The organism is Streptomyces sp. NPDC048269 (assembly GCF_040652395.1).
In the GTDB taxonomy this organism is placed as follows: Bacteria; Actinomycetota; Actinomycetes; order Streptomycetales; family Streptomycetaceae; genus Streptomyces.
Window position 1 is genome coordinate 21,258 of sequence record NZ_JBEZLW010000039.1, and the last position, 23,699, is coordinate 44,956.

The following is a 23,699-nucleotide window of genomic DNA, read 5'->3' on the forward strand; positions in this document are numbered from 1 at the left end:
GAGAAGGCGGTGGGGCCGGGCGGTTCGTGCGACTGCTGCCCGCAGGAGCAGCGGTCGGGGGGTGAACCGGGGCGGAAGAAGGTGTGGAGCTGAGACGAGCCGGGTCGGGCTCGGGCTCGCTCGGGCTCGGGCTCGGGCTCGGGCTCGGGCTCGGGCTCGGGAGGGGCTTACTGCCAGATCATGTCGTCGGTGGTGGCGACGGCCGGCTTCTCGCCCAGGGGGGCGGCCGCGGTGAAGTTCGTGGTGGCCGCGCCGGCGGCGGAGTCTGCGGCCAGGACGGCGGCGGGAGCCGCGGGGGCGAGGGAGGCGACCGCGGCGGCCAGGGCGATACGGGTGCGGATCACGGCAGGAGACCTTTGCTGGGTTGGAGCGTTCGGGTGGCCCGAACCGGTCTGCATCCCGCGGTGATGCGTTCTCGGTTCTTGCCTGCCGGTCGGTGTTCCCTGTCGGCGATCACTGCTTTCGTCGCCGGTCAGGGGTGTTGGAAGAGCTTCCGGGTGGACTGAATGGGACTTGGACCTTTCCGTCCACCACCCGCGGCGGCGGTCTGGAACCGGGCGTCGGTTCTTCGAAGGCGGGCGCGAGCAGTGGGGCTTGGGCCTCGAGCAGAGTCCAGCTGCTGAGCTCCGGGCAGTTGAGCAGGGCGCGCAGGCACACCCTGCGCGCCGCCCGCCTCCGCCTCCAGCAGCCGGTCCGACAGGAGGTACGAGCCGAGTACGGGGTGGGATCGTCGGCCGGTCTGCATGCGTCCGTTGGGTACGCCCTTCTGGGGTGGGCGGGGATGCCCGGCCGAGCCGGAAGTCGTGGGCGAGGGGGCCGGAAGGGGTCACCGGGTGTAGGCGAGTCCGTGGGTGGCTGCGATCTGTCCGCTGCCATGGCCGGCGTGGATTTTGACGGGATTGCCGTCGATGTTCTTGACCTTGAGGGTGGTGCGGATCTGGGTGCAGCCGCCGAGCTGGGACCTGGTGAGCTTGAGGGTGTTGGTGGCTGCCTGGTGGTGGCGGGCGTCGGTGATGTTCCACTGGGCGGCCGGGCTCTTGATCGGGCCTCCGCACTCGGCTCCGTCCGGCATCTGCGGCTGGGCTTCGATCCAGGTCTCGGCCTGCGTGTACTTGTAGGCGGCCGTTCCGCCGGCGCAGATCCGGGAGTTGAGAATGCAGGTGGTCAAGTTCGCGTCCTGGACCACCGTGATGTTCTCACCCGTCGCGGAGGGGGCGTAGGTGTAGCCGAGAGTGGTCGCCGTCGAACCGCGGGGAACATTGACGGTGCTCTGTGCCGGTAGCGTCCAACGCGCCGCGGCCGGGGTGGAGAGCCGGGCGAGTTCGGCGCCGGCGGGGATCCGCATGGTGATCCTCCGCCCGTCCTTGATGATGCTCGAGTAGGCGACCACTGACAGTCGGCAGGTGTAGCGACCGGTACTCGGTGCAGTGAAGAGCCAGCGCAGGCCCGGTGTCAGACGCGTCTCACCGGGCGGCACCAGGTTCGCCGCCCAGTACGCTCCCGCTTCCACGCCTTCCTCGAACTGAGTGCCATCCGCATACCGGCAGCGGATCGCGAAAGTGAGCCCGACGTTGTCACCAGCAGTAAGTGTGTTCAGACTGCTGGTGGTCAGATTCCGTGACCACAGGTACGACCTTTCCCCCGCCGCCGCGTCGAACGTGATGTCCGTACCCGGGATGTCCCTGTACACGTCCGGTGCGCTGGCCGGGTCGACCGGGTAGTCGAACACCGACGAAGCCGCCGCAGCGGGCAAGGCCGTCATGATCGCCGCCACGGCGGCAAGCCCCATCCCCGACCGAATGCTCCTGTGCACATAGTTCACCCGTACCTCCACTGGTTTGACGGTTGGTCATGTACAAACGCCCAAACATGCGCACCACGTGTACGAAATTGAGTCTTCATCGTGACCGCACCACCGACACGCGACGCTGACGCCTGCCGCCGCGCCTGCCTCGGCCGCCGTGCACTGGCCCGCCCCGCCGGGGCCGCGGTCCGAGACCCCGCCCAGCCGGGCGGGGCCTCTTGGAGCTCAGGGTTGTGTGCTACGAGGTGGCCCCGCCCGTGCACACCTTGCCGGAATGTCCGAACCAGCTACCGGTCCTGCTGTTGGAGCTGGACCCTCCGGGCCGGATCGTTCCGTCATGTACGTACACGAGGTTCCTGCCATCCCAGTGATAGACGTCAGCCTTCACCGGCAGATTGTTCACGTACGAGCCGATGCCGGATGCGAACTCATCCTCACCGAACTCCCACAGGTAGAAGCAGGCCTTCGTACGGGTCGAGGTGAGGTCGACATCGACGTAGTGGATGTCCTCGTAGAGACACAGCTTGCCCGCCGGGCAGCCGCCGACCGCCGCCGCAGACGGAGCGGTCGCCATCATGCCGACCACAGCCAGCCCCCCGACAAGCGCCCCGGATAACCACTTACGCGTCTGCTTCACCTGACGTCCTCCCACGTGAGAATCACAGGGCTCTCCCCTGCTGCATGTAGCGGAAGCGCGCAGAGTCGTATCTGCCCGCTGCGGCGAAGCGGTGTCTCAGCCGCAGCCACAAGCTTTCCTGCCGGGACGCGGGGGCACGAGTGTCACCCGTGCCACTGATCGCATGAAACGTGCCAGGCTGATCGGCATGTCGCCTTTTTTGACTGTCACCGCCTACGCCCCACCCGGCGTCGGGATGCTCGCCGTCGCCCTCGTCACCGAAATGTTCGGACCGCGTGAGGGGTTACCCGACTTCGACTTCGCCCTGTGTACCGACCAGCCAGGACTGGTTCCCACTGACCACGGCATAGCGCTCCCCGTCCCGTACGGCCTGGACCGGATCGCCGCTACCGACCTCGTGATCGTCCTGCCGGGAACCCACTTCCTCGCACCACCCGCCCCCGGCGTCCTCCAAGCGCTCACAGACGCTCACGAACGTGGCGCCATCGTCGCGGCCGAATGCAACGGCGCGTTCACACTCGCCGCTACCGGGCTCCTCGACGGACGACGCGCCACCACCCACTGGCAGGTCGCCGAACTTCTGGCCCGCCGGCACCCCGACGTCACCATCGACTCCAAAGCCCTCTACGTCGACGAGGGAAACATCGTCACCGGCGCCGGAAACGGCTCGGGATTCGATCTGTGGCTGCACCTGCTCAGGCGGGAACACGGTGCGGCAGTAGCCAACGCCGCCGCCTGCCACCTGGTGCTGCCCTCCCACCGAGGCGGCGAACACGCCCAATACATGACAGCGCCAGTCGCGCAGGACGACCAAGGCGAGCACCTCGCGGAGGTTCTGGCCTGGGCACGTGAGAACCTCCACGAACCACTGACCGTCGCCGAACTGGCCCGGCGCGCAATGATGAGCAGACGCTCCTTCGCCCGACGATTCAGCGCCGCGACCGGCACCACCCCACACGCCTGGCTCCGCAACCTACGGCTGGACCGTGCCGAAGAGCTTCTGGAAACCACGGACCTCCCCATCGACGAGATCGCCCGCAAGGTCGGCTACGGAAGCGCGGCCGTCCTTCGAGCACAGTTCGTCCGCCGCCGAGGAGTCCCCCCTCGCTCCTACCGCAGCGCCTTCACCCACACGCCTCCAAACGGAACTTGACCAGGTATTCGGCCTGGTCGGACAGCTCGGCACGCCTGCCCTGTTCCCTCGCAATCTCCGCTTCCCGCCGCAGCGCCAGCTCGGCACGCAGCACCGTAGGCCTCGGGAGCGGTACTCGCTGGCCGGGCTTCTCCGTGAACGGCTGCAGTTCAGCGGCAACGGCCTGGGCGCCGTCCGATGCCCCGCGGCGCAAAGTGAGAAACACCCAGGCCAGCCAGTCCGCGGGGACCTGCACCATGAAATCAGTCATAGTCCTGCAAAGACGGGGAACTCGTCCCGTGTCGCTCGACAGCTCATCGCGCAGCACCTGTCGTGAGACCGTGCTGCCTCCCTGCCCTCGGGCGACGTGACGACGGCTTCGAGGGGAGGGGGACGGCTGCGCGACGCCCGGCTGGACCGGTCCTGGGCAGCGCTCTCGCTCACACCGGCCCGTCTCCCGGGGGCAGCTCGACGACACCGCGCACTGGGTCTCCACCGACTACGCGGCCCTGTCCCCCAGCTCCACAAGGCCGGACCCATGCCCGCCGCGGGCGCGTCACCATGGTGGGCCGGACCGACCCGCGTGTCGCCGTGCGCGATCTCGTACGGGCGTTCTTGACCCGGCATCTGCCGACGTGATCGCCTCCGGACCGCCCCCCGGACGGCGAGCCGGCCACGGTGTCCGTTCGGTATGAGAGCGTTTCCCCCATGGGTGACACAGACGAAGAAGAAACCGACATCGAGCATGCCGTCATCGCTCGCTATCGGCTGGCCGATGACGGCCTCGGCGGGCAAAGCCAACGGGAGGTCGTACGCCAGGCCCAGTCCCTGCTCACCGAGGCGATCGAGCAAGCCGACGTCGGCGAGTTCGACGGAAACGAGTTCGGCGGTGGCGAGGTGGTCCTCTACGCCTACGGACCAAACGCCGATGAGCTATTCGCTGTGATGGCTCCCATCCTCCACGACCTGCCCTTCCGTCCCGCACACGTCATCTTGCGCTACGGCTTCACCTGCTGCGGGCGTCGTTCCGCTATGCGGGCCGCCAGGACTGGGACAAGATCGCGAAAGCATTGAAGCCGGTCTATACCGCGCCGACCGAGGACGCGGCCACCAGCCGGTTCCTCGAGTTCTGCGAGGAATGGGGCGGCAAATACCCGGCGATCGTCCGGTTGTGGAAGAACGCCTGGGCTGAGTTCGGCCCGTTCCTGCAGTTCGACGCCGAGATCCGCCGGATCGTCTGCACGACCAACGCGATCGAGTCCGTCAACGCCCGCATCCGCCGGGCGGTCCGTGCCCGTGGCCACTTCCCTTCCGAGAAACGCCGCCCTGAAGTGCGTCTACCTCGCGGTGATGTCCCTCGACCCGACCGGCGCCGGCCGCAAACGCTGGACGACCCGCTGGAAGCGAGCACTCCAAGCCTTCGACGGACGCCTCACCAACAACCGAGTCTGGCCTACGGGCCAACCACGGTTACACCGTCTACTGGACAGACCCGGACGATGCCGGGCGGCTGGAATGTAGCAGGGCGCTAGCTGGTCAGCGGCGGTCTCTTCGAGGCTGCCCCTCGACCGCACGACAGCGTCGCTGGTCGTGGCAGCGACGGGGCAGCCTCCTCACGTGATCACCGAGCATGCTGCCGAGCAGTAAGACCTGGAACTGGACGACCTCTTCGTGCTTCTCCTGCCCGGGGGCCAGAACGCTCGACCGACCCCCAGGCTTCCGCCGCCGGCTACTTCGTCTTGCGGTTCGCGGAGAAGGCGGGCGCTTTCCCAAGCACTTCGATCGTCTCTTCCATCTCGCGGACTTTACGGCGCAGTTGCACCAGTTCCTCGCGCTCGGCCGTGGTCAGCGCGCCCGCCGACCCTGGGCCTCGCTCCGCCGCCAGTTCCTCCGCGATCGCCGCCGCGAACGCGTCCACGTCGTCCTCGGTGGTGTCGAAGGAGGTCATCCAGCGGACCTCGCCGGCCTGCTCGTCCCAGGTGTAGAAGCGGAAACGCTTCTGGAGACGCTCGGTGACGGCCGGCGGCAGGACGGCGAAGATCTGGTTAGCCTGCACCGGGCGGGGGATCTCCAGGCCCGGCAGTTCGCGCACCGCCTCGTACAGCCGCTGGGTCATCGCGTTGGAGCGGGCCGCCGAGCGCAGCCAGAGGTCGCCGCCGAGCAGCGCCTCGAACTGCACCGACATGAAACGCATCTTGGAACCCAGCTGCATGCTCGCCTTTCGCAGGTGGGCCATGCCGCGCACCGCGTTCTCGTTGAGCACGATCACCACCTCGCCGAAGAGCAGCCCGTTCTTGGTGCCGCCGAGCGAGAGGACGTCCACGCCGGCGTCGGTGGTCATCTCGCGCAGGGACACGCCGAGGGTGGCGGCGGCGTTGGCGAGCCGGGCGCCGTCCAGGTAGACGAGCATGCCGAGGTCGTGCGCGTGGTCGCAGATGGCACGGATCTCGTCCGGCGTGTAGCAGGTGCCGAGCTCGGTGGACTGGGCGATCGAGACGACCTTGGGCCGGGCCCGGTGCTCGTCCTCGAAGCCCCATGCCTGACGGTCGATCAGCTCAGGGGTAAGCTTGCCGTCCCATGTGGGCACCGTCAGGAGCTTGATCCCGGCGACCTTCTCGGGCGCCCCGCCCTCGTCGACGTTGATGTGGGCCGACTCGGCGCAGACCACGGCGTCCCAGCGGTCGAGCATGGTCTGGAGCGCGAACACGTTCGCGCCGGTGCCGTTGAAGACCGGGTACGTGTGCGCGGTGGGGCCGAAGTGGCCGCGCACCACTTCCTGGAGGCGCTCGGTGTAGACGTCGGCACCGTAGCTGGCCTGGTGGCCGCCGTTGGCCAGGGCGATCGCCGCAAGTATCTCGGGGTGCGCACCCGCGTAGTTGTCGCTGGCGAAGCCGCGCTCGTCCGGGTCGTGTCGTCGCTGTAGGGTCATGGTGCTCGCTCACTTGTTTTCGGTCGTACGGGTGTGACACATGTGGTCCGGACGGGCGCCGGCCGGTCCGCTCAGGCCGGCGCCGGCGCCGGCTCCGTCCGCGCGCGGGCCTTCTCCAGGCCGCGCACCAACGGCGGCGCGGCGAGCCCGAGCAGGGCGAAGAGCGCCGCGAGGACCAGCCAGCCGGTCGCCGCCGCGCCGACGACCAGGGAGGTCATCAGCCACGGCCCGGCGAACTGCTGGAGCCCGCGCCCCAGGGAGAACACCGCCTGGTACTCCCCCTGCCGGCCCGCCGGGGCGAGCCCGAAGGACAGGCCCCAGCTCGCCGATGCCTGGTACAGCTCGCCGAGGACAAGCACCAGCGCGCCGCCCAGCAGGGCCGCGCTGTCCAGGAGCGCGCCGTGTCCCCCGCTCACCGCGAAGACCAGGCAGGACGCCCCCAGTGCCCATCCCGCCCAACGCAGCATACGTGCCGCTCCCGCCGGGGTACGCGCGCCCCTGCTGACCGTGACCTGGAACAACAGCACCAGGACGGTGTCCAGGATCAGCAGCCCCGACACCAGCAGCGCGGGCGCGTCGGTGCCGGTGACGATCCACAGCGGCAGACCGACCGTCAGCAACGGGTGGTACAGCTCCAGAGCGCCGCACACCAGCGCGACCGCCACATAGCGCACGTCCCGCAGCGCGGCGCTGCGCAGCACCCCGCCCGGCGCCTCGGCGGCGGTGGCCGGGGGCCCGGCGCCCCCGGGCAGCCGCATTCCGAGCAGCACGGCGACGGAGACCAACTGGAGGGCGGCGTTGGCGAGGACCGTGGCGTACAGGGCGGTCGAGGTGCCGGCCGCGATGGCGGCTCCGGCCAGCGCGGCGCCGCCGAGGAAGCCCAGGTTGAACAGGCTGCGCATCTGCGCGCTCACCCTGACTCGTTCCGCCTCGCCCACCAGCGCGTCGGTGAGCGACGCCTGGAGCGCGCCCGCCGAGGTCTCCAGGACCGCGATGGCGCATGCGACCGGGAGAAACGCGGCGAAGCCGTCCACCAGGCAGTACGCGGTGAAGCCGGCGGCCGCGAGCAGGAAGTTGACGGTGAGTACCCGGGCCGCGCCGAGCCGGTCCGCGAGCCGGCCGATGGGCACGGTGCAGACCAGTCCGCAGAGCCCGGCGACCGACAGGGCGAGGCCCACGCGCTGGGCGGGGATACCGATGGTCCGGGTGAAGAACACGGCGCTGGAGGTGAGGAACACCCCGAGCCCCAGGGACTGGATGAGCGTGAGGACGCCGAGTCTGCGCGCGTTCCCGGCGGCCGGAAGGATCTCCCGGAACCAGGCGTGCAGCATGCCGTACCGGCGTGCCTCAGCCATGCGGCTCAGCTCCCTCGGCCCGCTCGGTCCGCAGCCCGTACACCTCCATCGCGGTGTGCACGGCGGCGCGAACCCCGGCGGCGCTCCGCCCTCGGAACCGGAAGATCCCGCAGCCCTCGTCATAGCTGCCGGGCCCGGTCATGATCTGGCCGATCGCGGGCAGTTCCTCGTGGTAGACCTCGGGGACGGCCGACCCGGGCGAGGTGCGCGCGACGACCCGTCCGGGCAGCTCGCGCGGGGCGGGGTAGATGAGCCAGCCGCCGGCCCGGGGCCCGACCGGTTCGGACGGCTGCCACAGCGGGGGCAGGCCCAGGGCCGCCCGGAACGCCTCGGCGAACAGGTCGATGCCGTAGAGGTCGACGTGCAGGAACGGCACCTGCGCGCCGCCCGGCCGCAGCCCGACCTCCAGGAACACCAGCTCGCCCCCCGGACGTCGGATCGCCTCCAGGTGGAACGCGCCGTCGCGCAGCCCGAGCGCCCGCAGACAGCGGTCGGCGAACGTGGTGAGCTCGTCGCGCTGGGGGCCCGGGTCGAGCAGGACCGAGCCCAGCGGGCGGCCGTGTGCGTAGTCCAGGCAGGTGTGGACGTACTGGGAAGCGGTGACGAAGTGGAGGCGGCCGGAGCGGCGGACGCCGTCGACGTGGAAGATGTCCCCGTCGACGTACTCCTCGCACTCGTACGCCTCGGGGTCGACGCCCCCCAGCGCGTCGCGCAGTTCGTCGGCGCTGTGGACGACCGTGACTCCCTGGGAGCCCGCCGCGGCGCGCGGCTTGAGGACCAGGGGCAGACCGCCGAGGGCGTCGACGACCGCCTCCGCCGAGGGCGCGTCGTCGAGGCTCCGGAACCGGGGAACCCGCAGTCCGGCCGCGCCTACCGCGCTCTTCATGGCGGGCTTGTCCTTGAACCGCTGGACGAGGTCGAGGCCGTAGCCGCCGGGGACGCCGAGTGCGGCCGAGAGCCGGGCGGCCGTCAGGATGTCGTACTCGGACTGGCCGAAGACGGCCTCGGGCGTGCCGTGCCGGTCCGCGATCTCCCGTACGAGGGGCAGCAGGTCGTCGTGGTCGAGGCTGTCGCGCACATGGACCTCGGTCGCCCCGTCCTGGTCGAGCGCGGGCAACCCGCCAGGCGTGGTGAGGTACACCATCCGGCAGAGGTGGCCGTCGAGGAAACGGTGGTATTCGCCGAACTCGTCGCCGGAGCGGTTGAGGACGACGTACAGCGGTGTGGTCCGGTCGGTCACGCGTCCGCTCCCGGTCGCAGGGTGTCGGGCAGGCAGGCGTCGAGATCGGCGGCGCTCACCCGGCCGAAGCCGGGCGCGGGCCGGTCACGGTGGGCCGGGGTCCTGGCGAGGAAGGCCGCCGCGCGAGGCTCTCCGGCGCCGCCGAGGCGCTGCCAGACGAGCTCGGCGAGGTCCGGCATCACCGGGAACGCCAGCAGGGACAGGCCCTTGAGCCACCAGTAGGCGCCGTCCTCGGCCGCGTGGGCGACCGCGTCGTCGGCGCACCAGCGGTCGAGCGCCGCGACCGCGCGCCGGGTCGAGACACGGGCGCCGTCGAGCGCCGCGGACTGCTCGGCGAGCAGGGATTCCACGAGGTCGGCGACGGCCGGGGCGGGCGCCTGCGGTGGCCCCTCGGGCAGCCGGCTCCAGGCGGCGTCGATCCGCTTGCCGAGGCCGTCGGCGAGCGTGGCGTTCGCGGTCTGAAGGAAGTCCGCCGTCTCGAAGCTCGCCGCCCCGGACTCCAGATCGGCCCCGGCGAGGTAGTACCGGACGGTGTCCACGCCGATGGCGGGCGACGCGGCGATGTCCGCCGCCCAGATGGCGTGCCGGGCGCTGGTGGAGAACTTCCGCCCGGCCAGCCGGTAGAAGTTGTTGATCAGGCACCGGTCGTACGGCTTCATGTCGCCGTGCAGCAGGCTGGTGCCGACGATCGAGACCAGGGTGGGGATCACGTTGTCGATCCCCAGGGTGGTGATGGTGGTGACCCCGGAGTCGGGGTCGAAGGCGTTCACGCCGGTGCCGGAGAGCCGGCCGTGGACCGCGCCGGCGAGGCGGGCGAACATGAAGATCCCGGCGTACGGGAAGAGGGCGCGCGGCACGTCCGGCTCGGGCGCGGGCAGCGGAAGTCCCCACGTCTGCGGGGCGCTCAGCCGTACGGTCATGCCGTCGCGCTCCAGGAAGCGCGCCACGGTCGCCCGGTAGCGGTCGGCGACGCCCAGGTCCACGAGCGTGCTGTCCAGGAGGTCGCGGTCCGGCAGCCGCAGGAAGAGGCTGGAGATCTCCCGCCAGGTCAGCGGCCCCTCGTCGAGCAGGGGGCGCGGCTCGACGACCGACTCGGGCAGGAAGTGCGCACTGCACTCCTCGCAGAAGTAACTGGCGATGCCCGCACCGCACTCGGGGCAGCGGCCCTGGAGCCAGCCGCCCACCACCCAGCGGTCCGACGCCGTGCAGTAGGGCACGCGCTCGGTGCGTGTCAGCACCGCGCCCCGGGCCGTCAGCCGCTCGATCGAGGCGGCGACCTCCTGCTCGAACTGCTCTCGCCAGGGCTGCTGATCGGGGACGATGAACGCGTCGATGCCGATGCGCAGCGCGGCCAGGTCGTCCTGGATGCGCTGTCCGTAGCGGGCGGCGACCTCGCCGGGCGTGGAGTCCTCGGCGTGCGCCCTGAGCATCACGTACGACTCGTACACATCGCTGCCAGTGATCACCAACGGCAGGTCGCCCCGGACCCGCAGATGCCGCGCGATCATGTCCGACCACAGGAAGGGGCCGCCGATGTGGCCGAGGTGCAGGGGGCCGTTGGGCGTGGCCTCGGGCGGCACCAGGAGGTAGTGCCGAGGGGTGTGCGTGTCCCCGGTCAGCAGGCTCATGTTCGCGTTCTCCCGTCGAGCAGGTTCAGTGCGTCCTCGGCCATGGCCGGGGCGAGTCGGTAGCCGGAGCCGGAGCCGCCGATGGCCATGACCACGTCGTCACCGCCGACCGTGTCCACGACCGGCAGATGGCCGGGGGTGAAGCAGTCGCTGAAGACGCGGCCGCCGAGCAGGTGCGGCAGGAATCCCGGTACGTGCCGGGCGAGCAGGGCTCGGGCGAGTTCCCGGTCGCGGGCGTCGATGGCGAGCGGTTCGTCGGGGCCTCGGTCCCAGTCGGGTGAGGTGATGCTGAAGATCCAGTGGCCGCCGGGGCGGTGGGGCAGCAGGAAGGCGTCGGCGTCCTCCAGGACGAGTGCCGGGGCGCCCGGCGGGGGCGGCGTCATGATGTGGAACGCCACCACCTTCTTGACCCGGGCCCCGCGCTCGCGGGCCGCCGCCGCCACGGGGCCGTCGAGGACCCAGGGGCCGGGCGCGAGGACCGCCTTGGCGGCGGTGATCCGGCTGCCGTCGGCGGCGACCAGTTCGACGCGCCCGCCCGTACGGCGTACTTCGGTGACCCGGAAGCCCTCCAGGAGGGTGTTGTCCGGGCGGCCGAGGACCTCGTCGAGCAGCCGGTCGGTGAGCCATTGGGGCTGACCTGCCGTCATGGGTGCGGTGGCCAGCAGGACTTCGTGGCCGCCGTGGGCGAGCCCGGGGAACGTCCGGTCGAGCAGGGCCCGCTGCTCCCCGGTGACCGGGCGGGTGTGGCCGCCGTCGGCCATGGTCGCGTCGAGCGCGGCCGTGTTCTCGCGCGCCACCAGCCAGCGGACGTCGACCGGCGCGCGTCCGGCGTCGCCGAGTCCGGCGGCGAGCTCGTCGAAGAGCGCGGTGCTGCGGGCGGCCAGGGCGCGCTGGGCCGGGTTGTGCCCCGTGGGCGTGTCGAACCCGGCCGAGAGACGGGTCGCGCCCGTCCCCCGTCCGGCGTGCGTGATCACGGCGACGCGGCGGCCCGGGTCCCGCTGCACGGCGTAGTACGCGGCGAGGGCGCCGACCGCGCCCGCGCCGAGGACGGCGAGGTCGTAGTGGGGCGCCTCACTGGTCCCGGTGGTGCGCTCACTCATCGGGCGCCGACCACCAGAAGGAGTAGATGACCAGTTCCTCGCCCTGGTCGGCGAAGATCTCGTGGACGGCCTTCGAGGCGAAGCCCACCAGGGAGCCGGGCCCGACGAGCGACCGTTCGCCGTCCACCTCCAGGGTGCCGGATCCGGCGTGGACCACCCAGATCTCCTGGACCGCGTGCTGGTCGGGCGAGCTGGTCCCGCCCGGCGGCACGGTGAAGCGGGCCGCCTTGAACGGCACGCGGGGGAAGACCGAACGGGCGAAGTCCGCCTCGGCGACGGTCACTCCGTCGGGTTCCACTTCGGTCGGACCGAAGGGGACCAGGACGCCGACCGCATCGGCCTGGAACTGCGGGACCTGACGAGCGGTCATACCGGATACCTCGTCTCACCGAGCATGCTGTTGAGGATGACCGCGCTGCGCCAGGCGAGCAGGCTGAGATTGGGATCGGCGACGCCCCAGGAGTGCCGGGCGCCGTTCTGGAGGTAGATCCGGTTCTCCGCAGGCCCGTCCCATGCGACCGAGAAGTCGTCGCCGACGACGAGCGTCCCGCCGTCCCGCCGCAGCCGCGCGTCCAGCGGAGCCATGAAGTCCGGCAGCGCGTAGGCGTATCCGGTGCTCAGGATCACGATATCGGCGGCGAGCACGGCGGGTGCCTCCGGGCCCGAGGACTCGACGACGAGCTTCCATTCGTCGGGGCCACCCTCGATCGCGGTGACCGCGCTGTCCGCCAGGAAGCGCAGCCTGCCGGGGTTGTTTTCGATGAACTCGTCGCGGTAGCTCAACCGGTAAATGTCCTGCAGGACTTGGAGGTCGATGCCGTCACTGGTGTACTTCTGCCGCTCCAGGAGTCGGGCCTTGTGGTCGGCGGGCAGCGCGTGGAAGCGGCGTACGTAGTCGGGCGTGTAGAGGTCGTTGGCGAACGGCGAGTCGTCCATCGGCAGGAACGACGAGCGCCGGCTGACCCAGGTGATGCTCTCGGGGGCCGCGCCGGCCGCCAGGTGGCGCACGATCTCCGCGCCGCTCTGGCCGCCGCCGACCACGACGACCTGCCGTCCGGTCACCTCGGGGGCCCGCAGCAGGAACTCCCCGGAGTGGAAGACGGTGGAGCCGAGGAAGGGGCGGAACGGCTCGGGAACGGACGGGGTGAGCCCAGTACCGAGCACGAGATGACGTGCCGTCACATCGTGTTCGCCGGTACGGAGGTGGAAGGCCCCGTCGTGGAAGTCCACACTGCGCACGTCCGCCCCGAACGTCAGGCTCGGCAGCCGCCCGGCGACCCACTGGAGGTACTGGTTGAACTCGGCGCGCAGGACGGCCGGGAAGTCCGCGGCCAGGAACCGGTAGAGCCGGCCCTCACTCGCGAGGAACGACAGGAACGAGAAGGGGCTGGTCGGGTCGACCAGCGTCACCAGGTCCTTGAGCAGCGAGACCTGGAGGGTGGCCTCGGGCAGCAGCAGTCCGGGGTGCCAGGAGAAGCTCTCACGGCGTTCCAGGTGGGCGCCGCGCAGCCCTTCGACCGGATGCGCGAGCGCGGCGAGGCTCATGTTCGCGGGGCCGATGCCGACGGCCGCGTAGTCGAGTATGTGTGCGTTCATGGTGGGATCCGCCGGGTCAGGCCGGGACGACGAGGTCGCCGAGCGCCTGCCAGCGGTCGAGGGCGCCCTGCGGCGAGTCGGCGGTGAACAGGGCGTGGCCGAGGCGTGAGCGGCAGTCCTCGACGCCCGGGATGGTCTCACCCGGCGCGAAGTACACGGCGGTCTCGGTGACTTCCGGCAGTGCCTCCAGCTCGGGCCACCCGGTGAGCTCCTGGTACGAGGAGCGGCCCGCGGCGGAGAAGAAGCGGATGCCGGCGCTCTCGGCCTGCGGCCGCGCGAAGGCTCCGGCCGCCTCCAGGCCGACGCCGAGCGCGGTGGCGACGGCCACCCTGGGCAGGCTGACGCCGGTCACGAGCCGCAGCAGCTCCACGATCCGGTCGCCCGGCAGCCGGGCGCCGATCTCGATGAGCACCGGACCGTCGGCGGCCAGGCGCAGTTCGCAGTGGAAGGGGCCGCTGGTGATGCCGACGGCGCGGACGACGTCGCCGACGTACGCCTCGACGCTCTTCAGGGTGGTGTCGTCGACGAGGGCCGGGGTGAGGTGGCCCAGCTCCACGAAGTCGGGCTCGGGGCCGAGCAGCGTGCGGCTGAGGGCGACTACGGTGACCTCGCCACTCTCCAGAACATAGCCGTCAGCACTGAACTCGGGGCCCTGGACGTACTCTTCGACGAGCACCCGGTGCTCGTGCAGCTTGCCCATGTCGGGCTCCGGGTCGGTCACGAGCCGCTGGAACGCGGCGGTGAGCTGGTCGAGGTCGTCGGCGCGGCTGACGTGGATGCTGCCGGAGCAGGCGACCGGCTTCAGCACGCAGGGGAAGCCGACCCGTTCGGCCGCGGCGCGCAGTTCGGCGTCGGTGGTCGCCTGGGCGAAGCGCGGGGTGCGCAGCCCGGCCTCCGCCACTGCGGCCCGCATGACGCTCTTGTCCCGGACCCGGTCGACGGTCGCCACGGGCAGGCCGGGCAGGTCCAGTGCCGCGGCGACGCGCGCGGTCGCCGTCACATAGATGTCGGAGCCCGGCAGCACCGCCTCGAACGGCTCGGCCCGGTGCAGTTCGAGCACGGCCGCTTCGAGGGCGGCCTGGTCGTTGGTCTCCACCGTCAGCACCGAGTCGGCCGCCGCGCGCACAGCGTCGGAGAGCCGGCGATCGCCGGAGTCGGCGGTGGCGACGACGACCCGCAGTCCCATCTCGGCCGCGACACCGATCAGGGTGGCGCCCCCGGAGGAGGCGGGTTCGACCACGAGGACGCGGGCAGGACGAAGTGCATCTGTGTGCGGCAAAGCGAAATCCCCCGAGGCAGTGCTGTATGGACCGGACTCGTGATCGCGGTCCTGATCGTGATCTTTCTATCCGGGCGTCTTGGTCCCGGTCAATGGATCACCGCAAAAATATCTGCGAGAGCGAACCCGAGCCGCGCATTTTCCGGAACGAGAGCCCCGTCAGCGCATGTTCGGGTCCCGGAAGTGACCGAACGCCTTCGTGAAGGTTCTCAGCGGCGAGACGTCCCCTCGGCCGGCTCCGGCGCGGGCGGACGGGGCACGCCGTCGCCACCGGTCGCCTCGGCGAGGGCGGCCACTGCTCCACTTCGGCGTGGGCGCACGCACCGGCTTCACGGAGTTCGTCCACCAGGGCGGTGGCGACTTCTTGCGGCACGTTCTCGAGGGCGATGTCCGCGGCATCGCGCAGGCGGCGCAACCTGGCCAGCGCGCCAGGATCCGCGACAGCGCCGCCGTTCTGGCCTGCTGAGCGGCTGGCTTTGTCGCCGAGAACCAGCAGCGTTTGCTGGTCATTGCCGAGAACGGTGCGTTGGAGACAGCGAGCATGTTGTCCAGTTCTGGGAACGCGTCGATGCTTGGCGGGCCGCCCTGATCCGCGCCGAGCTGATCCGCTCCCTGAACCGGCGAACCAGCAGCAACGCCTCCGAAACCTGACCCGCGCCAGCCGCGGCGCGCTGCGAACTGTGCCCGGCCTACTCGGCACGAGGTGGTGCAGGACAGCGGCCTCGGTTGAACGGCGCGGGCCGCTACGGTGCGAACCGTCATGCCGCGCTGGTCACCGACCAGGCGGTAGCGGTGGCCCGGCCGATGAGGGCGACGGTCTTATCGATGTCTTCTGTGGTGATGGTGCGGCCGAGGCTGAGGCGGAGGGTTCCGCGGGCCTGGATGCGGGTGAGACCGATGGCGGTGAGGACGTGCGAGGGGTCGCTGCTGCCGGTGTTGCAGGCGGGTCCGGTGGAGGCTGCGATCTCGGGGAGGCGGTCGAGGAGGTCGGCGGCTTCGGTGCCGGGGAGAGTGACGCTCAGGTTCCCGGGAGGTCGCTGGTGCGGGTGGACGTTGACCGTCGCGTTGGGTATCGCGGTGAGGAGCCGGGCCTGGAGCTGGTCGCGGAGGGCTCGGATGCGCGTGGCGTCGGGGACATTATCGCTGGAAATGAGGTGAGCTGCAGTACCGAAGCCGACGATGGCGGGGACGTCGGGGGTGCCGGCTCGTAGGCCGCGTTCTTGCCCGCCGCCGTTCTGCTGGGCGGTGATGCGGGTGCCGACGCGGATGCAGAGGGCGCCGATGCTTTTGGGGCGGTGGTGTTTGTGGGCGGCGAGGGAGGCGAGGTCGCCGATCTATCGCAGTGACCCGGCTACGGCTGCCATCTCGGCATAGTCGGCGACGGTGTGGCCTGCGAGTAGAGCCACGCAAGACCGAGAGCGGCCACTCCGCCATCGACGCGCAGAAGTCCCTCGCCCTTCGGGGCGGGGGCTTCTGTTCTGGGGCCTGGTCACTGGCCAAGGAACGTCTTGCGCCACTCCAGGGGCGACATGGTCACCGCGGCTTCCGCGAGGGCTTGCGCGGACGCCGTCTTGAGGCTGTTCAACGAGGTGTCGACCCAGTCCTGCACCAGGCTGGAGCCCTGAGCCCCGTACTCCACCGCCTGCACCAGGCATTCGAGCTTGTCGGCATCCTTGGCGACGATCACCTCGGGGGTGTCGCCGTTCTCGTACTCGCCGACGACCCGCTGTACCCCGGACCTGACCGCCGGGTGCGCGGCGGAGACCTGGTCGGCGGTGACGGTCTCGTTCGTGGCCGCGTCGATGTACCGGCGGCCGATGTGCGGAATGTCCCCGATGCGGGTCTCTTGCGTGTCGTGGAACAGGCACATCACAGCGACCTTGGCAGGGTCCACGCCCTCCATCATGGCCAGGACAGCGCCGCCGATGCCCCCACGGAACGAGTGCTCGGCGATGCTCTCGGGATTGTCGTTCCCGGTAAACCACCAGCCGGTCTTCGCATTCGGTTGAGCGCGTGTCATCGAACATTGATCGGTGTTGTTTGCAGGGTCGCAGCGTTCAGTCACGCGAGAGTTGGCGGAGCGGCGGATGCTTTGGCAGGGTCACGGCTTCTCACCGCGACACGTCGGAGTGATCGGCCTCCTTCCGGCCGTGCCGACTGGTAGCGCGGACGGCGTTAGGCCGGTTAATGAGGAAGATCCACGAATTCGTGCGCCCCCTGTCCCGTCAGACCCCTTGTGGTGTACCGCGTCACATCGCTGGCCTGTGCCCCAGCCGTCCTTGCGGCGGTCGCCGGGGCCAACCGCCGCCTCCTATGCCGCAGGGCCTGCTTCGGTCCGTGCAAGGGCCCGCTGCAGGGTTCGGAACTGATGCCCCAGCCCGCGCCGAGCCGGAGGGTCTGCCACATCTCCGCCAGCGGCCGTCCAAGCCGTGCCCCGCACCGGCTGGAGGACGTCGGGCGCAGCACCCTGCCGCTCCCCAGAGTCACCCGATTGGAGTAATCACACATGCCACGGAAACGCCGCGCAGTCATCCTGGGAAGGCCCGAACGGGCTAACCCCGAGAGGAGCAAGCCATGCGCGTTCGACGACTGCTCGGCCTGGCCCTGGCAACCCTGGCCTTCGCAGGAATGAGCTTCACCGGGCCCTTCGCGGCCGAGGCGGCCGCACCCCAGGTCTCCTGGGCCGACTGCGAGTACGGCGGCGGAAAGCCGGCGAAGCACAGCACCGGCTACTGGTACTGCCAGGGCGGCACGTACAACGGCCAGCGGATCTACGGCAGCAGCGGCTACTGACCACGCGCGACCCAGGGTCGTCGGCTCACTACCGACGACCCGAGGCGCTCGTGCCGACGGCCTGTTCCTCGGTCGTGGGTTCACCCACCCGGATGGCGGCACGCAGACTCCTGTCTGTGCCGTGGGCGGCCGACGTCGCGCAGACCCAGGCTCCGCTTGGAACTCCTGACAGAATGAACTCGGCGGCCGGTTGTCTTGCTCGCCGGTGCTACGACGTCGGGCGGCTGTCGTGGCCCTACGGGAAAATGCGGCCGGCCTCTTCGGGCGTACGGAGTTGGCGGTGCAACCCGGCGCCGGGCACTGACCCTGGCAGGACGGGTCCGCGTGGTTCTCGCGGACCCCTCTCACGTCTCTCAGCTGACAGCGTCGAGCAGCAGTTTCGCGGCCACCATCGCCCCGTCGGTGCGGACCGTGCCGGCCACGGTCTTCGCCCGGCTGCCGGTTTCCGGTTCAAGGGCGGTCTTGAGCGCGGCCGACAGGGACTCGGCGGTCGGCACCGGACCATCGTGCGCTACGCCGATGCCCAGCTCGGCCACCCGGCCAGCCCAGTACGGCTGGTCCGCCAATTGGGGCACCACCACCTGGGGAGCGCCGGCCCGAGCAGCCGTCGTCGTCGTACCCGCGCCACCGTGGTGCACGACGGCGGCTACCCGTCCGAACAGCTGCTGGTGGTTGACCTCGCCGACGGCGAAGCAGTCGTCCCGGTCGTCGATGAGGCCCAGGTCCGCCCAGCCACGCCCGACGAGTACCCGGCGGCCGCTCGCGCGGACCGCCTCGATGGCCACCCGGGCCGCGTCCTCCCCGGCGCGCACGGCCATGCTGCCGAAGCCCACGTACACGGGCGGCGCGCCGGCATCCAGGAAGGCCACCAGATCAGCCGGGAGCGGCCGGTCGTCGGGCAGCACCCACGCGCCGGTCTGTACGATGTCGTAGTCCGGCGTCTCCAGCCAAGGGTCCAGCACCGGGTCCGTCGCCAGCCACGGCCGGTCGCCGAAGGCGTAGTCGCGGACGTTGTCCACCGGCGGCAGGCCGATCGACGTCCGGTTGGTGTTGAGCGCCTCACCGAACAGCACGTTGATGCTCTGGGCGTCCAGGTCCCACAGTGCCCGGTTGTCGGTCACCTCCGGCGGGAACGGCTGCCCCGGGTACGCCAGCGGCGGGCGGTGCGGCGAGGGCAGGGTCAGCTGCTGGAAGATCGCGGATACGTAGCCGATGTCCAGCTTCTCGGCCACCGACCGCGCCCCGGCGATGGCTGGCATTGCGCCCGTCGCCACCAGCAGGTCACACCCTTCGGCTGCCGCGGGTATCACCTGCAGCTGACTGGCGATCAATTCCGCTGCGCGTTGGGGCAGGTTGACCTTCGACGGCGGTGGCGCCGCAGTAGTCAGCGTGCGTGCTGACTGCCCGACGCCCACCATGGACACTCCGACCCCGGCCAGCCGCTCCGCGAAGTCCTCGTCCGGCGGCGCGCACACCCGCACCTCCGCGCCGAGTTCCCGCAACCGCACCGCTAGCCCTACCAACGGTTCGACGTCCCCACGTGACCCATAAGTCGACAACACCACACGCACTTCGTTGATCTCCTATTTTCCGTAGCTTCTTGGCCAGGCCGACCATCCTGGGTCGGCGTGGAGCCCGGGTGACGGCCGTGGCGAAGGCTGTCACCCGGTCGGCGTCCGTCTCAGTGCCGGGGCGGTGGTGGGTGCACCCACATGAACACTCTCGTTCCTTGTCCCACCACCGCCGAACCGTTCACGCCGTTCCGATCGCGCCCTGCGCGGACGGGGCGGGGAGCGTGGCGAGTTCGCACAGGATGCGGGCCGCCGGCGCGGGGTCGACCAGCCACTTCAGGTGGCTGCCCTCCAGCGTGCGGACGTCGTACGGGTTGTCCGGCGTCAGCTCGTTGCCCTCGCGGATCAGCCGGTCCTGTACGGCGAGGGGCAGGCTCGCGTCGCCGGCCAGGCGGATGTAGGTCTTCGGGATGCGGCCCCAGGTGGCGGCCTGCGCCCGGTCGGCGGCGCTGCCGGCGTCCAGGTTCTCGTCGGGCTGGAAGGTGTTCAGGAAGGTGAGGAACTGCTCGTCGGTGCCGTCGGCGAAGAAGGCCGCCTTGAACGCCGCGAGCGAGTCCGGGTCCGCAGTACGGAAGTTGACCCGGAGCAGGCCGAGGACGGCGGGGTTCCCGGCCAGCGCCGCGGCGAAGGCCACGGGGTCGACCGTGGCCATCTCCGGCTCGGCGTAGTAGTCGTTGACGTCGAGGTCGTCCGGGGCCCAGGCCGAGACGTAGACGAGGCGGTCGATCAGGTCCGGGCGCGCGTTGGCAGCGGCCGTGACCGTGGCACCGCCGCGGCTGTGGGCGACGAGGATCACGGGGCCGTTCCGCTTGGCCCGTTCGAGGATGCCGATCAGGTGCGCGACGTTGTCCGCGAGCGTGACGCCCTTGATCGAGCCGGGCGCGCTCGCGAGACCGGCGGGGTCCTGCGGCGCCTGATAGGCGTGGGTGAAGGTCGCCTGGAACCCGTGACCGGGCAGGTCGACGGCGACAGAGCGGTGCCCGAGGAGGCCGAGTTCCGCCTGAAGGGGCGCGAAGGAGAAGGAGTTCGCGAATGCTCCGTGCACGAGTACGAACGTCGGTTGCATCTGTTTCTTCACTTTCCGGCCGCCGCAGGGGCTGCGGCCATGGCAGGGCCCCGGGTGCGGGGGACGTCTTGGGTGCGTGGGCTTGCCAGCGGCCTACGCCTCACTCCGAGGTCCGACGCAGCACCATGCAGACGAAGCCGAAGCTGTCCCGATACCCGTGCAGCCACTGCGAACGCTGGGCGTTGGCCGTTTCCAGCACCTGCGCGGCGGCCGGATCCGCGGGGTGGTCCAGAGCCCATGCGGCCAGCGAGCCCCAGCAGGCCCACTCGTAGGCGTCCAGCTCAGCCCGGGTGCTGACGTGGCCGTGGACCGGGGTCCAGCCGTCGGCGACGAGGCGGTCCACCGTGGTCGCCAGGTCGTCGAGGTCACCGAACATCTCGACGGCCGCCGGTGACGGGTCGCGGTCCCAGAACGACTCGCCGATCAGGACGCGGCCGCCGGGAGCCAGGTGCTCGCGGGCTGCCGCGAGCGTGGGCAGGAGACCGCCGAAGGCATGAGTGGCGCCGACGCTGATCACCAGGTCGAACGGCTGTGGAGAGACGAAGTCCGCGGCCTCCTGCTGGTGGAGAACCAGGCGCTCGTCGACCCCGAGTCTGCTCGCTGCCTGGCGGGCCTGCGTCAGGGCGACTTCGGAGACGTCGACGCCTTCGGCGTGCAGGTGCGCGCGCGTGGCCAGGGCGCGCAGCAGCCATTCCGCCGTGCCGCATCCGAGGTCGAGGACTCGCTCGTCACCTCGCGGCAGGCCGCGTTCGAGCAGCCGGCTGACCGAGTCGTCGTCGAGCGGGGACTTGATCGGGTGGTCGGCATGGGCGATCTTGGAAATCTGTTCGCGGCTCATCGGCGCGGCGTGCTCCGTGTCGAGGAGCAGCTTCGCGGCCACCGTCGTCCCGTCGGTGCGGATCGTACCGGCGACGGCCTTCGCCCGTGCTGCCGTTTCGGGGGCCAGGGCCGTCCTGAGAGCGGCCGACAGGGACTCGAAGGTCGGGGTCGGGCCGTCGTGGGCCGCTCCGATGCCGAGTTCGGCCACGCGGGCGGCCCAGTGCGGCTGGTCCACGAACTGGGGGACCACCACCTGGGGTGCACCGGCTCGGGCGGCGGTGGTCGTGGTGCCTGCGCCGCCGTGGTGTACGACGGCGGCGACCCGGCGGAACAGCGCCTGGTGGTTGACGTCGCCGACGGCGAAGCAGTCGCCCGCATCGTCGACCGGACCCAGGTCTGCCCAGCCGCGGGAGACGAGCACGCGGCGGCCCTGCGCACGGGCCGCCTCGACGGTTGTCCGGGCAATGTCGGTGGCTGTGCTCATGGGCATGCTGCCGAAGCCGACGTACACCGGCGGGGTGCCGGCGTCCAGGAACGCCTCCAGGTCGGCGGGCAGAGGGCGTTCGTCGGGCAGAATCCACGCACCGGTCTGCACGACGTCGAGGTCCGGCAGTTCCTGCCACGGGCCCAGGACCGGGTCCACCGCCAGCCACGGCCGTTCGGTGAAGACGTGCGCGCGGACGTCGTCCACGGGGACGAGGCCGATCGCCGCGCGGTGGGCGTTGAGGGTCTGGAGGTAGAGGGCGTTGACCTTCTGGGTGTCCAGGTCCCACAGGGCCCGGCGGTCGGTCATGTCGGGCGGGGCCGGCGGGCCGGGCCGCGGCGGCGGCGGGTAGTGCGGGGAGGGCATCTCGAACGGGTGGAAGCCCGCGTACACGTAGCGGATGCCCAGCTTCTCGGCCACCGAGCGGGCGCCGGCCGGCATCAGACCGCTCGCCACCAGCACGTCACAGTCCTCGGCCGCCTTGCCGACCGTGTCGAAGTGCGCGGCGACCAGCTCCGCCGCGAACGCGGCCGCGTCCGACGGCGGCGCTCCCGTCCGCAGCGCGCGCACGTCCCGCCCGAAGGGCACCAGTTCCGCGCCGACACCGGCCAGAAGTTCGGCGAACTCCTCGTCCGGCGGTGCGCACACGCGTACCTCCGCGCCGAGCTTCCGCAAGTGCGCCGCCAGTCCCGCCAGCGGCGCGATGTCGCCGCGGGATCCGTACGCCATCAACAGCACACGCATGTCGTGCTTCTCGTTTCTGTAGGTGCCGGCATCGGCCGGCGTCGGTGCGGCAGGATCCGGATCTTCCGGGTCCTGCTTGCCTCGCGCCCGTTGGGGCGGGTTCGTGTCGGGCGGCGCTGATCAGCTGGATCAGCGGGCCCAGGGAAGTTCGCGGGTGCCTTCGGTTCCGGGTACGGAAACGAGGGCGTAGCAGTCCATCGCGACGTGGGCCCCGGCCCGCTCCGGGCGCGGCATGGGTGCAGTCCGACCACTGCCCCATCCGCATGTGCTGAGGGAACGGACCTGCCGGCGATCAGTCCTCGATCGCCTGGTACAGAGTGGTCCAGAAGTCGTGCATCAGGTGGACCGAGTCGGGGACCGATGTGCCGACCTGGGTGAGGAGGATGCCGACGACGTTGTTGACGGGGTCGGCGTAGGTGGAGGTGCCGGCGCCGCCGTCCCAGCCGAACTGGCCGACGGGAGCGTAGTCGCCGCGGTAGGTCCGCACCGCCATCCCGAAGCCCCAACCGCCGTGCTGGCCCTGGCCGAAGGAGATGTGGACGTTGTTGGTGGCCAGCTCGGTGCGGGCGGCGTTCTGCGCGGGGGTGAGGCGGTTGGTGGTCATCAGCTCCACCGCCTGCCTGGACAGAACGCGCTCGCCGCCGTGCTTGCCGCCGTTCAGCAGCATCTTGAAGTAGGCGTGGTAGTCGTCCGCGGTGGAGACCAGACCACCGCCACCGCCATGGAACGCCGGAGGGATGTTCCAACGGCCGCCCTTGGACTCGTCCCATACGTGGAACTCGCCGGACTCCGGGTCGGGCGCGTAGAGGACCGGCAGCCGGTCGATCTTGTCGTCCGGGACGTGGAAGCCGGTGTCCTCCATCCCCAGCGGGCCGAAGACGTGTTCGCGCAGCGCCTCCTCGAAGGTCTTGCCGGTCACCCGGGAGACCAGTACGCCGGCCAGGTCGCTGGCGAGCTGGTACTGCCAGTGGTCTCCGGGCTGGTGCATCAGCGGCAGGGCGCCCAGGCGGCGCAGCCACTCGTCCTGCTCCGGCATCGGGGTGGGCAGGTTGGGCGTCAGCCCCTGTGCGAAGACCTCGTTCATGATCGGCGTACCGATGGAGGTCATGTCCATACCGAGGCCGAAGGTGGAGGTCAGCACGTCCCGGACGGTGATCGGACGGCGTGCCGGGACCGTGTCGTCGATCGGGCCGTCGAACGCCTTCAGCACCTGACGGTCGGCCAGCTCCGGCAGCCATCGGTCCACCGGGTCGTCCAGCCGCAGCCGGCACTCGTCGAGCAGCACCATCGCCGCCGCTATCGAGACCGGCTTGGAGGTGGACGCCATCCGGAAGATGGTGTCCCGGCGCATCGGCGCGCCGCCGTCGTGCTCCATCGCGCCCAGCGTCTCGACGTGCGTCTCGTCGTCCTTGCTGTACAGGGCGACGACGCCGGGGATCTTGCCGGAGTCTACGTGGCGGGCCAGCACGTCGCGGATCTTGCGCTGTCCGGAAGGGGTGAACTGGGACATGGTGGGGTGCTC

The 23,699-nt window shown here is 70.7% G+C and carries 22 protein-coding genes and 2 pseudogenes; 5 read left to right on the forward strand and 19 right to left on the reverse strand.

Going from position 1 to position 23,699, the window contains the following annotated elements; translation table 11 throughout:
• Window positions 1–167: 167 nt before the first annotated feature.
• The 3 genes from AB0D48_RS29485 to AB0D48_RS29495 form a co-directional block, all read right to left on the reverse strand.
• Entirely contained in the window at window positions 168–344 is a 177-nt protein-coding gene (locus AB0D48_RS29485) for a hypothetical protein (RefSeq protein ID WP_362403505.1), read from the reverse strand.
• Between the two features lie 482 nt (window positions 345–826).
• Complete coding sequence (locus tag AB0D48_RS29490) at window positions 827–1,789, reverse strand: hypothetical protein (RefSeq protein WP_362403508.1); 963 nt, start codon at window positions 1,787–1,789, stop codon at window positions 827–829.
• A 253-nt stretch (window positions 1,790–2,042) separates the two neighbouring features.
• Window positions 2,043–2,441, reverse strand: coding sequence for a hypothetical protein (locus AB0D48_RS29495; RefSeq protein WP_362403511.1), 399 nt, complete (start codon window positions 2,439–2,441; stop codon window positions 2,043–2,045).
• A 163-nt stretch (window positions 2,442–2,604) separates the two neighbouring features.
• Between AB0D48_RS29495 and AB0D48_RS29500 the strand changes: the two genes are divergently transcribed.
• Complete coding sequence (locus AB0D48_RS29500; RefSeq protein ID WP_362403514.1) at window positions 2,605–3,594, forward strand: helix-turn-helix domain-containing protein; 990 nt, start codon at window positions 2,605–2,607, stop codon at window positions 3,592–3,594.
• Here the strand turns inward: AB0D48_RS29500 and AB0D48_RS29505 are convergent.
• On the reverse strand, window positions 3,566–3,832 hold the full coding sequence (locus tag AB0D48_RS29505; protein ID WP_362403518.1) for a hypothetical protein: 267 nt from the start codon (window positions 3,830–3,832) through the stop codon (window positions 3,566–3,568). The genes AB0D48_RS29500 and AB0D48_RS29505 overlap by 29 nt on opposite strands.
• Before the next feature lie 449 nt (window positions 3,833–4,281).
• On the opposite strand from AB0D48_RS29505, the gene AB0D48_RS29510 reads away from it, so the two are divergent.
• Both AB0D48_RS29510 and AB0D48_RS29515 read left to right on the forward strand, forming a co-directional pair.
• Window positions 4,282–4,647 carry a hypothetical protein gene (locus tag AB0D48_RS29510; RefSeq protein ID WP_362403521.1) on the forward strand — a complete coding sequence of 122 codons (366 nt, stop codon included), beginning with the start codon at window positions 4,282–4,284 and terminating at the stop codon, window positions 4,645–4,647.
• Window positions 4,578–5,094: pseudogene (locus tag AB0D48_RS29515) on the forward strand (transposase); the annotation flags it as partial. The gene AB0D48_RS29510 and the pseudogene AB0D48_RS29515, both read left to right, overlap by 70 nt.
• 208 nt (window positions 5,095–5,302) lie before the next feature.
• Here AB0D48_RS29515 and AB0D48_RS29520 read toward each other — a convergent pair.
• The 8 genes from AB0D48_RS29520 to AB0D48_RS29555 all read right to left on the reverse strand — a co-directional run bounded on the left by AB0D48_RS29520 (window position 5,303) and on the right by AB0D48_RS29555 (window position 14,700).
• Window positions 5,303–6,502, reverse strand: coding sequence for a low specificity L-threonine aldolase (locus AB0D48_RS29520; RefSeq protein WP_362403524.1), 1,200 nt, complete (start codon window positions 6,500–6,502; stop codon window positions 5,303–5,305).
• A gap of 71 nt (window positions 6,503–6,573) precedes the next feature.
• Window positions 6,574–7,857 carry an MFS transporter gene (locus AB0D48_RS29525; protein WP_362403527.1) on the reverse strand — a complete coding sequence of 428 codons (1,284 nt, stop codon included), beginning with the start codon at window positions 7,855–7,857 and terminating at the stop codon, window positions 6,574–6,576.
• On the reverse strand, window positions 7,850–9,097 hold the full coding sequence (locus AB0D48_RS29530) for a hypothetical protein (protein ID WP_362403530.1): 1,248 nt from the start codon (window positions 9,095–9,097) through the stop codon (window positions 7,850–7,852). Before AB0D48_RS29530 ends, AB0D48_RS29525 begins: the two co-directional genes overlap by 8 nt.
• Window positions 9,094–10,725: a class I tRNA ligase family protein gene (locus AB0D48_RS29535; protein ID WP_362403533.1), complete on the reverse strand. Its 1,632-nt coding sequence runs from the start codon at window positions 10,723–10,725 to the stop codon at window positions 9,094–9,096. Before AB0D48_RS29535 ends, AB0D48_RS29530 begins: the two co-directional genes overlap by 4 nt.
• On the reverse strand, window positions 10,722–11,825 hold the full coding sequence (locus AB0D48_RS29540) for an FAD-binding oxidoreductase (RefSeq protein ID WP_362403536.1): 1,104 nt from the start codon (window positions 11,823–11,825) through the stop codon (window positions 10,722–10,724). Before AB0D48_RS29540 ends, AB0D48_RS29535 begins: the two co-directional genes overlap by 4 nt.
• Window positions 11,818–12,195 carry a cupin domain-containing protein gene (locus tag AB0D48_RS29545; RefSeq protein WP_362403539.1) on the reverse strand — a complete coding sequence of 126 codons (378 nt, stop codon included), beginning with the start codon at window positions 12,193–12,195 and terminating at the stop codon, window positions 11,818–11,820. The genes AB0D48_RS29540 and AB0D48_RS29545 overlap by 8 nt, the downstream gene beginning before the upstream one ends.
• Entirely contained in the window at window positions 12,192–13,421 is a 1,230-nt protein-coding gene (locus tag AB0D48_RS29550; RefSeq protein ID WP_362403542.1) for a SidA/IucD/PvdA family monooxygenase, read from the reverse strand. The genes AB0D48_RS29545 and AB0D48_RS29550 overlap by 4 nt, the downstream gene beginning before the upstream one ends.
• A 16-nt stretch (window positions 13,422–13,437) precedes the next feature.
• Window positions 13,438–14,700: an ATP-grasp domain-containing protein gene (locus AB0D48_RS29555; RefSeq protein WP_362403545.1), complete on the reverse strand. Its 1,263-nt coding sequence runs from the start codon at window positions 14,698–14,700 to the stop codon at window positions 13,438–13,440.
• Window positions 14,701–15,010: 310 nt separating this feature from the next.
• On the opposite strand from AB0D48_RS29555, the gene AB0D48_RS29560 reads away from it, so the two are divergent.
• Window positions 15,011–15,166: a hypothetical protein gene (locus AB0D48_RS29560; protein WP_362403548.1), complete on the forward strand. Its 156-nt coding sequence runs from the start codon at window positions 15,011–15,013 to the stop codon at window positions 15,164–15,166.
• Between the two features lie 292 nt (window positions 15,167–15,458).
• Here the strand turns inward: AB0D48_RS29560 and AB0D48_RS29565 are convergent, their stop codons facing one another.
• Window positions 15,459–16,034 (reverse strand): aminotransferase class V-fold PLP-dependent enzyme, encoded by a 576-nt coding sequence (locus AB0D48_RS29565; protein ID WP_362403605.1) that lies wholly within the window; start codon window positions 16,032–16,034, stop codon window positions 15,459–15,461.
• 155 nt (window positions 16,035–16,189) lie between these two features.
• Window positions 16,190–16,720 (reverse strand): HD domain-containing protein, encoded by a 531-nt coding sequence (locus tag AB0D48_RS29570; RefSeq protein WP_362403551.1) that lies wholly within the window; start codon window positions 16,718–16,720, stop codon window positions 16,190–16,192.
• 554 nt (window positions 16,721–17,274) lie between these two features.
• On the opposite strand from AB0D48_RS29570, the gene AB0D48_RS29575 reads away from it, so the two are divergent.
• Window positions 17,275–17,493 carry a hypothetical protein gene (locus tag AB0D48_RS29575; RefSeq protein WP_362403554.1) on the forward strand — a complete coding sequence of 73 codons (219 nt, stop codon included), beginning with the start codon at window positions 17,275–17,277 and terminating at the stop codon, window positions 17,491–17,493.
• 353 nt (window positions 17,494–17,846) lie between these two features.
• On the opposite strand, the gene AB0D48_RS29580 is transcribed toward AB0D48_RS29575, so the two are convergent.
• The 5 genes and pseudogenes from AB0D48_RS29580 to AB0D48_RS29600 all read right to left on the reverse strand — a co-directional run bounded on the left by AB0D48_RS29580 (window position 17,847) and on the right by AB0D48_RS29600 (window position 23,687).
• Window positions 17,847–19,058 (reverse strand): glycosyltransferase, encoded by a 1,212-nt coding sequence (locus tag AB0D48_RS29580; protein WP_362403608.1) that lies wholly within the window; start codon window positions 19,056–19,058, stop codon window positions 17,847–17,849.
• A gap of 187 nt (window positions 19,059–19,245) precedes the next feature.
• A complete protein-coding gene (locus AB0D48_RS29585) occupies window positions 19,246–20,130 on the reverse strand; it encodes an alpha/beta fold hydrolase (RefSeq protein ID WP_362403557.1) in 885 nt (294 codons plus the stop codon).
• Between the two features lie 100 nt (window positions 20,131–20,230).
• Window positions 20,231–20,968, reverse strand: a complete 738-nt coding sequence (locus tag AB0D48_RS29590) for a class I SAM-dependent methyltransferase (RefSeq protein WP_362403611.1) — start codon at window positions 20,966–20,968, stop codon at window positions 20,231–20,233.
• Between the two features lie 18 nt (window positions 20,969–20,986).
• Window positions 20,987–22,177 (reverse strand): annotated as a pseudogene (locus tag AB0D48_RS29595) (glycosyltransferase); the annotation flags it as partial.
• 292 nt (window positions 22,178–22,469) lie between these two features.
• Window positions 22,470–23,687, reverse strand: a complete 1,218-nt coding sequence (locus tag AB0D48_RS29600) for a serine hydrolase domain-containing protein (protein ID WP_362403560.1) — start codon at window positions 23,685–23,687, stop codon at window positions 22,470–22,472.
• Window positions 23,688–23,699 lie beyond the last annotated feature (12 nt).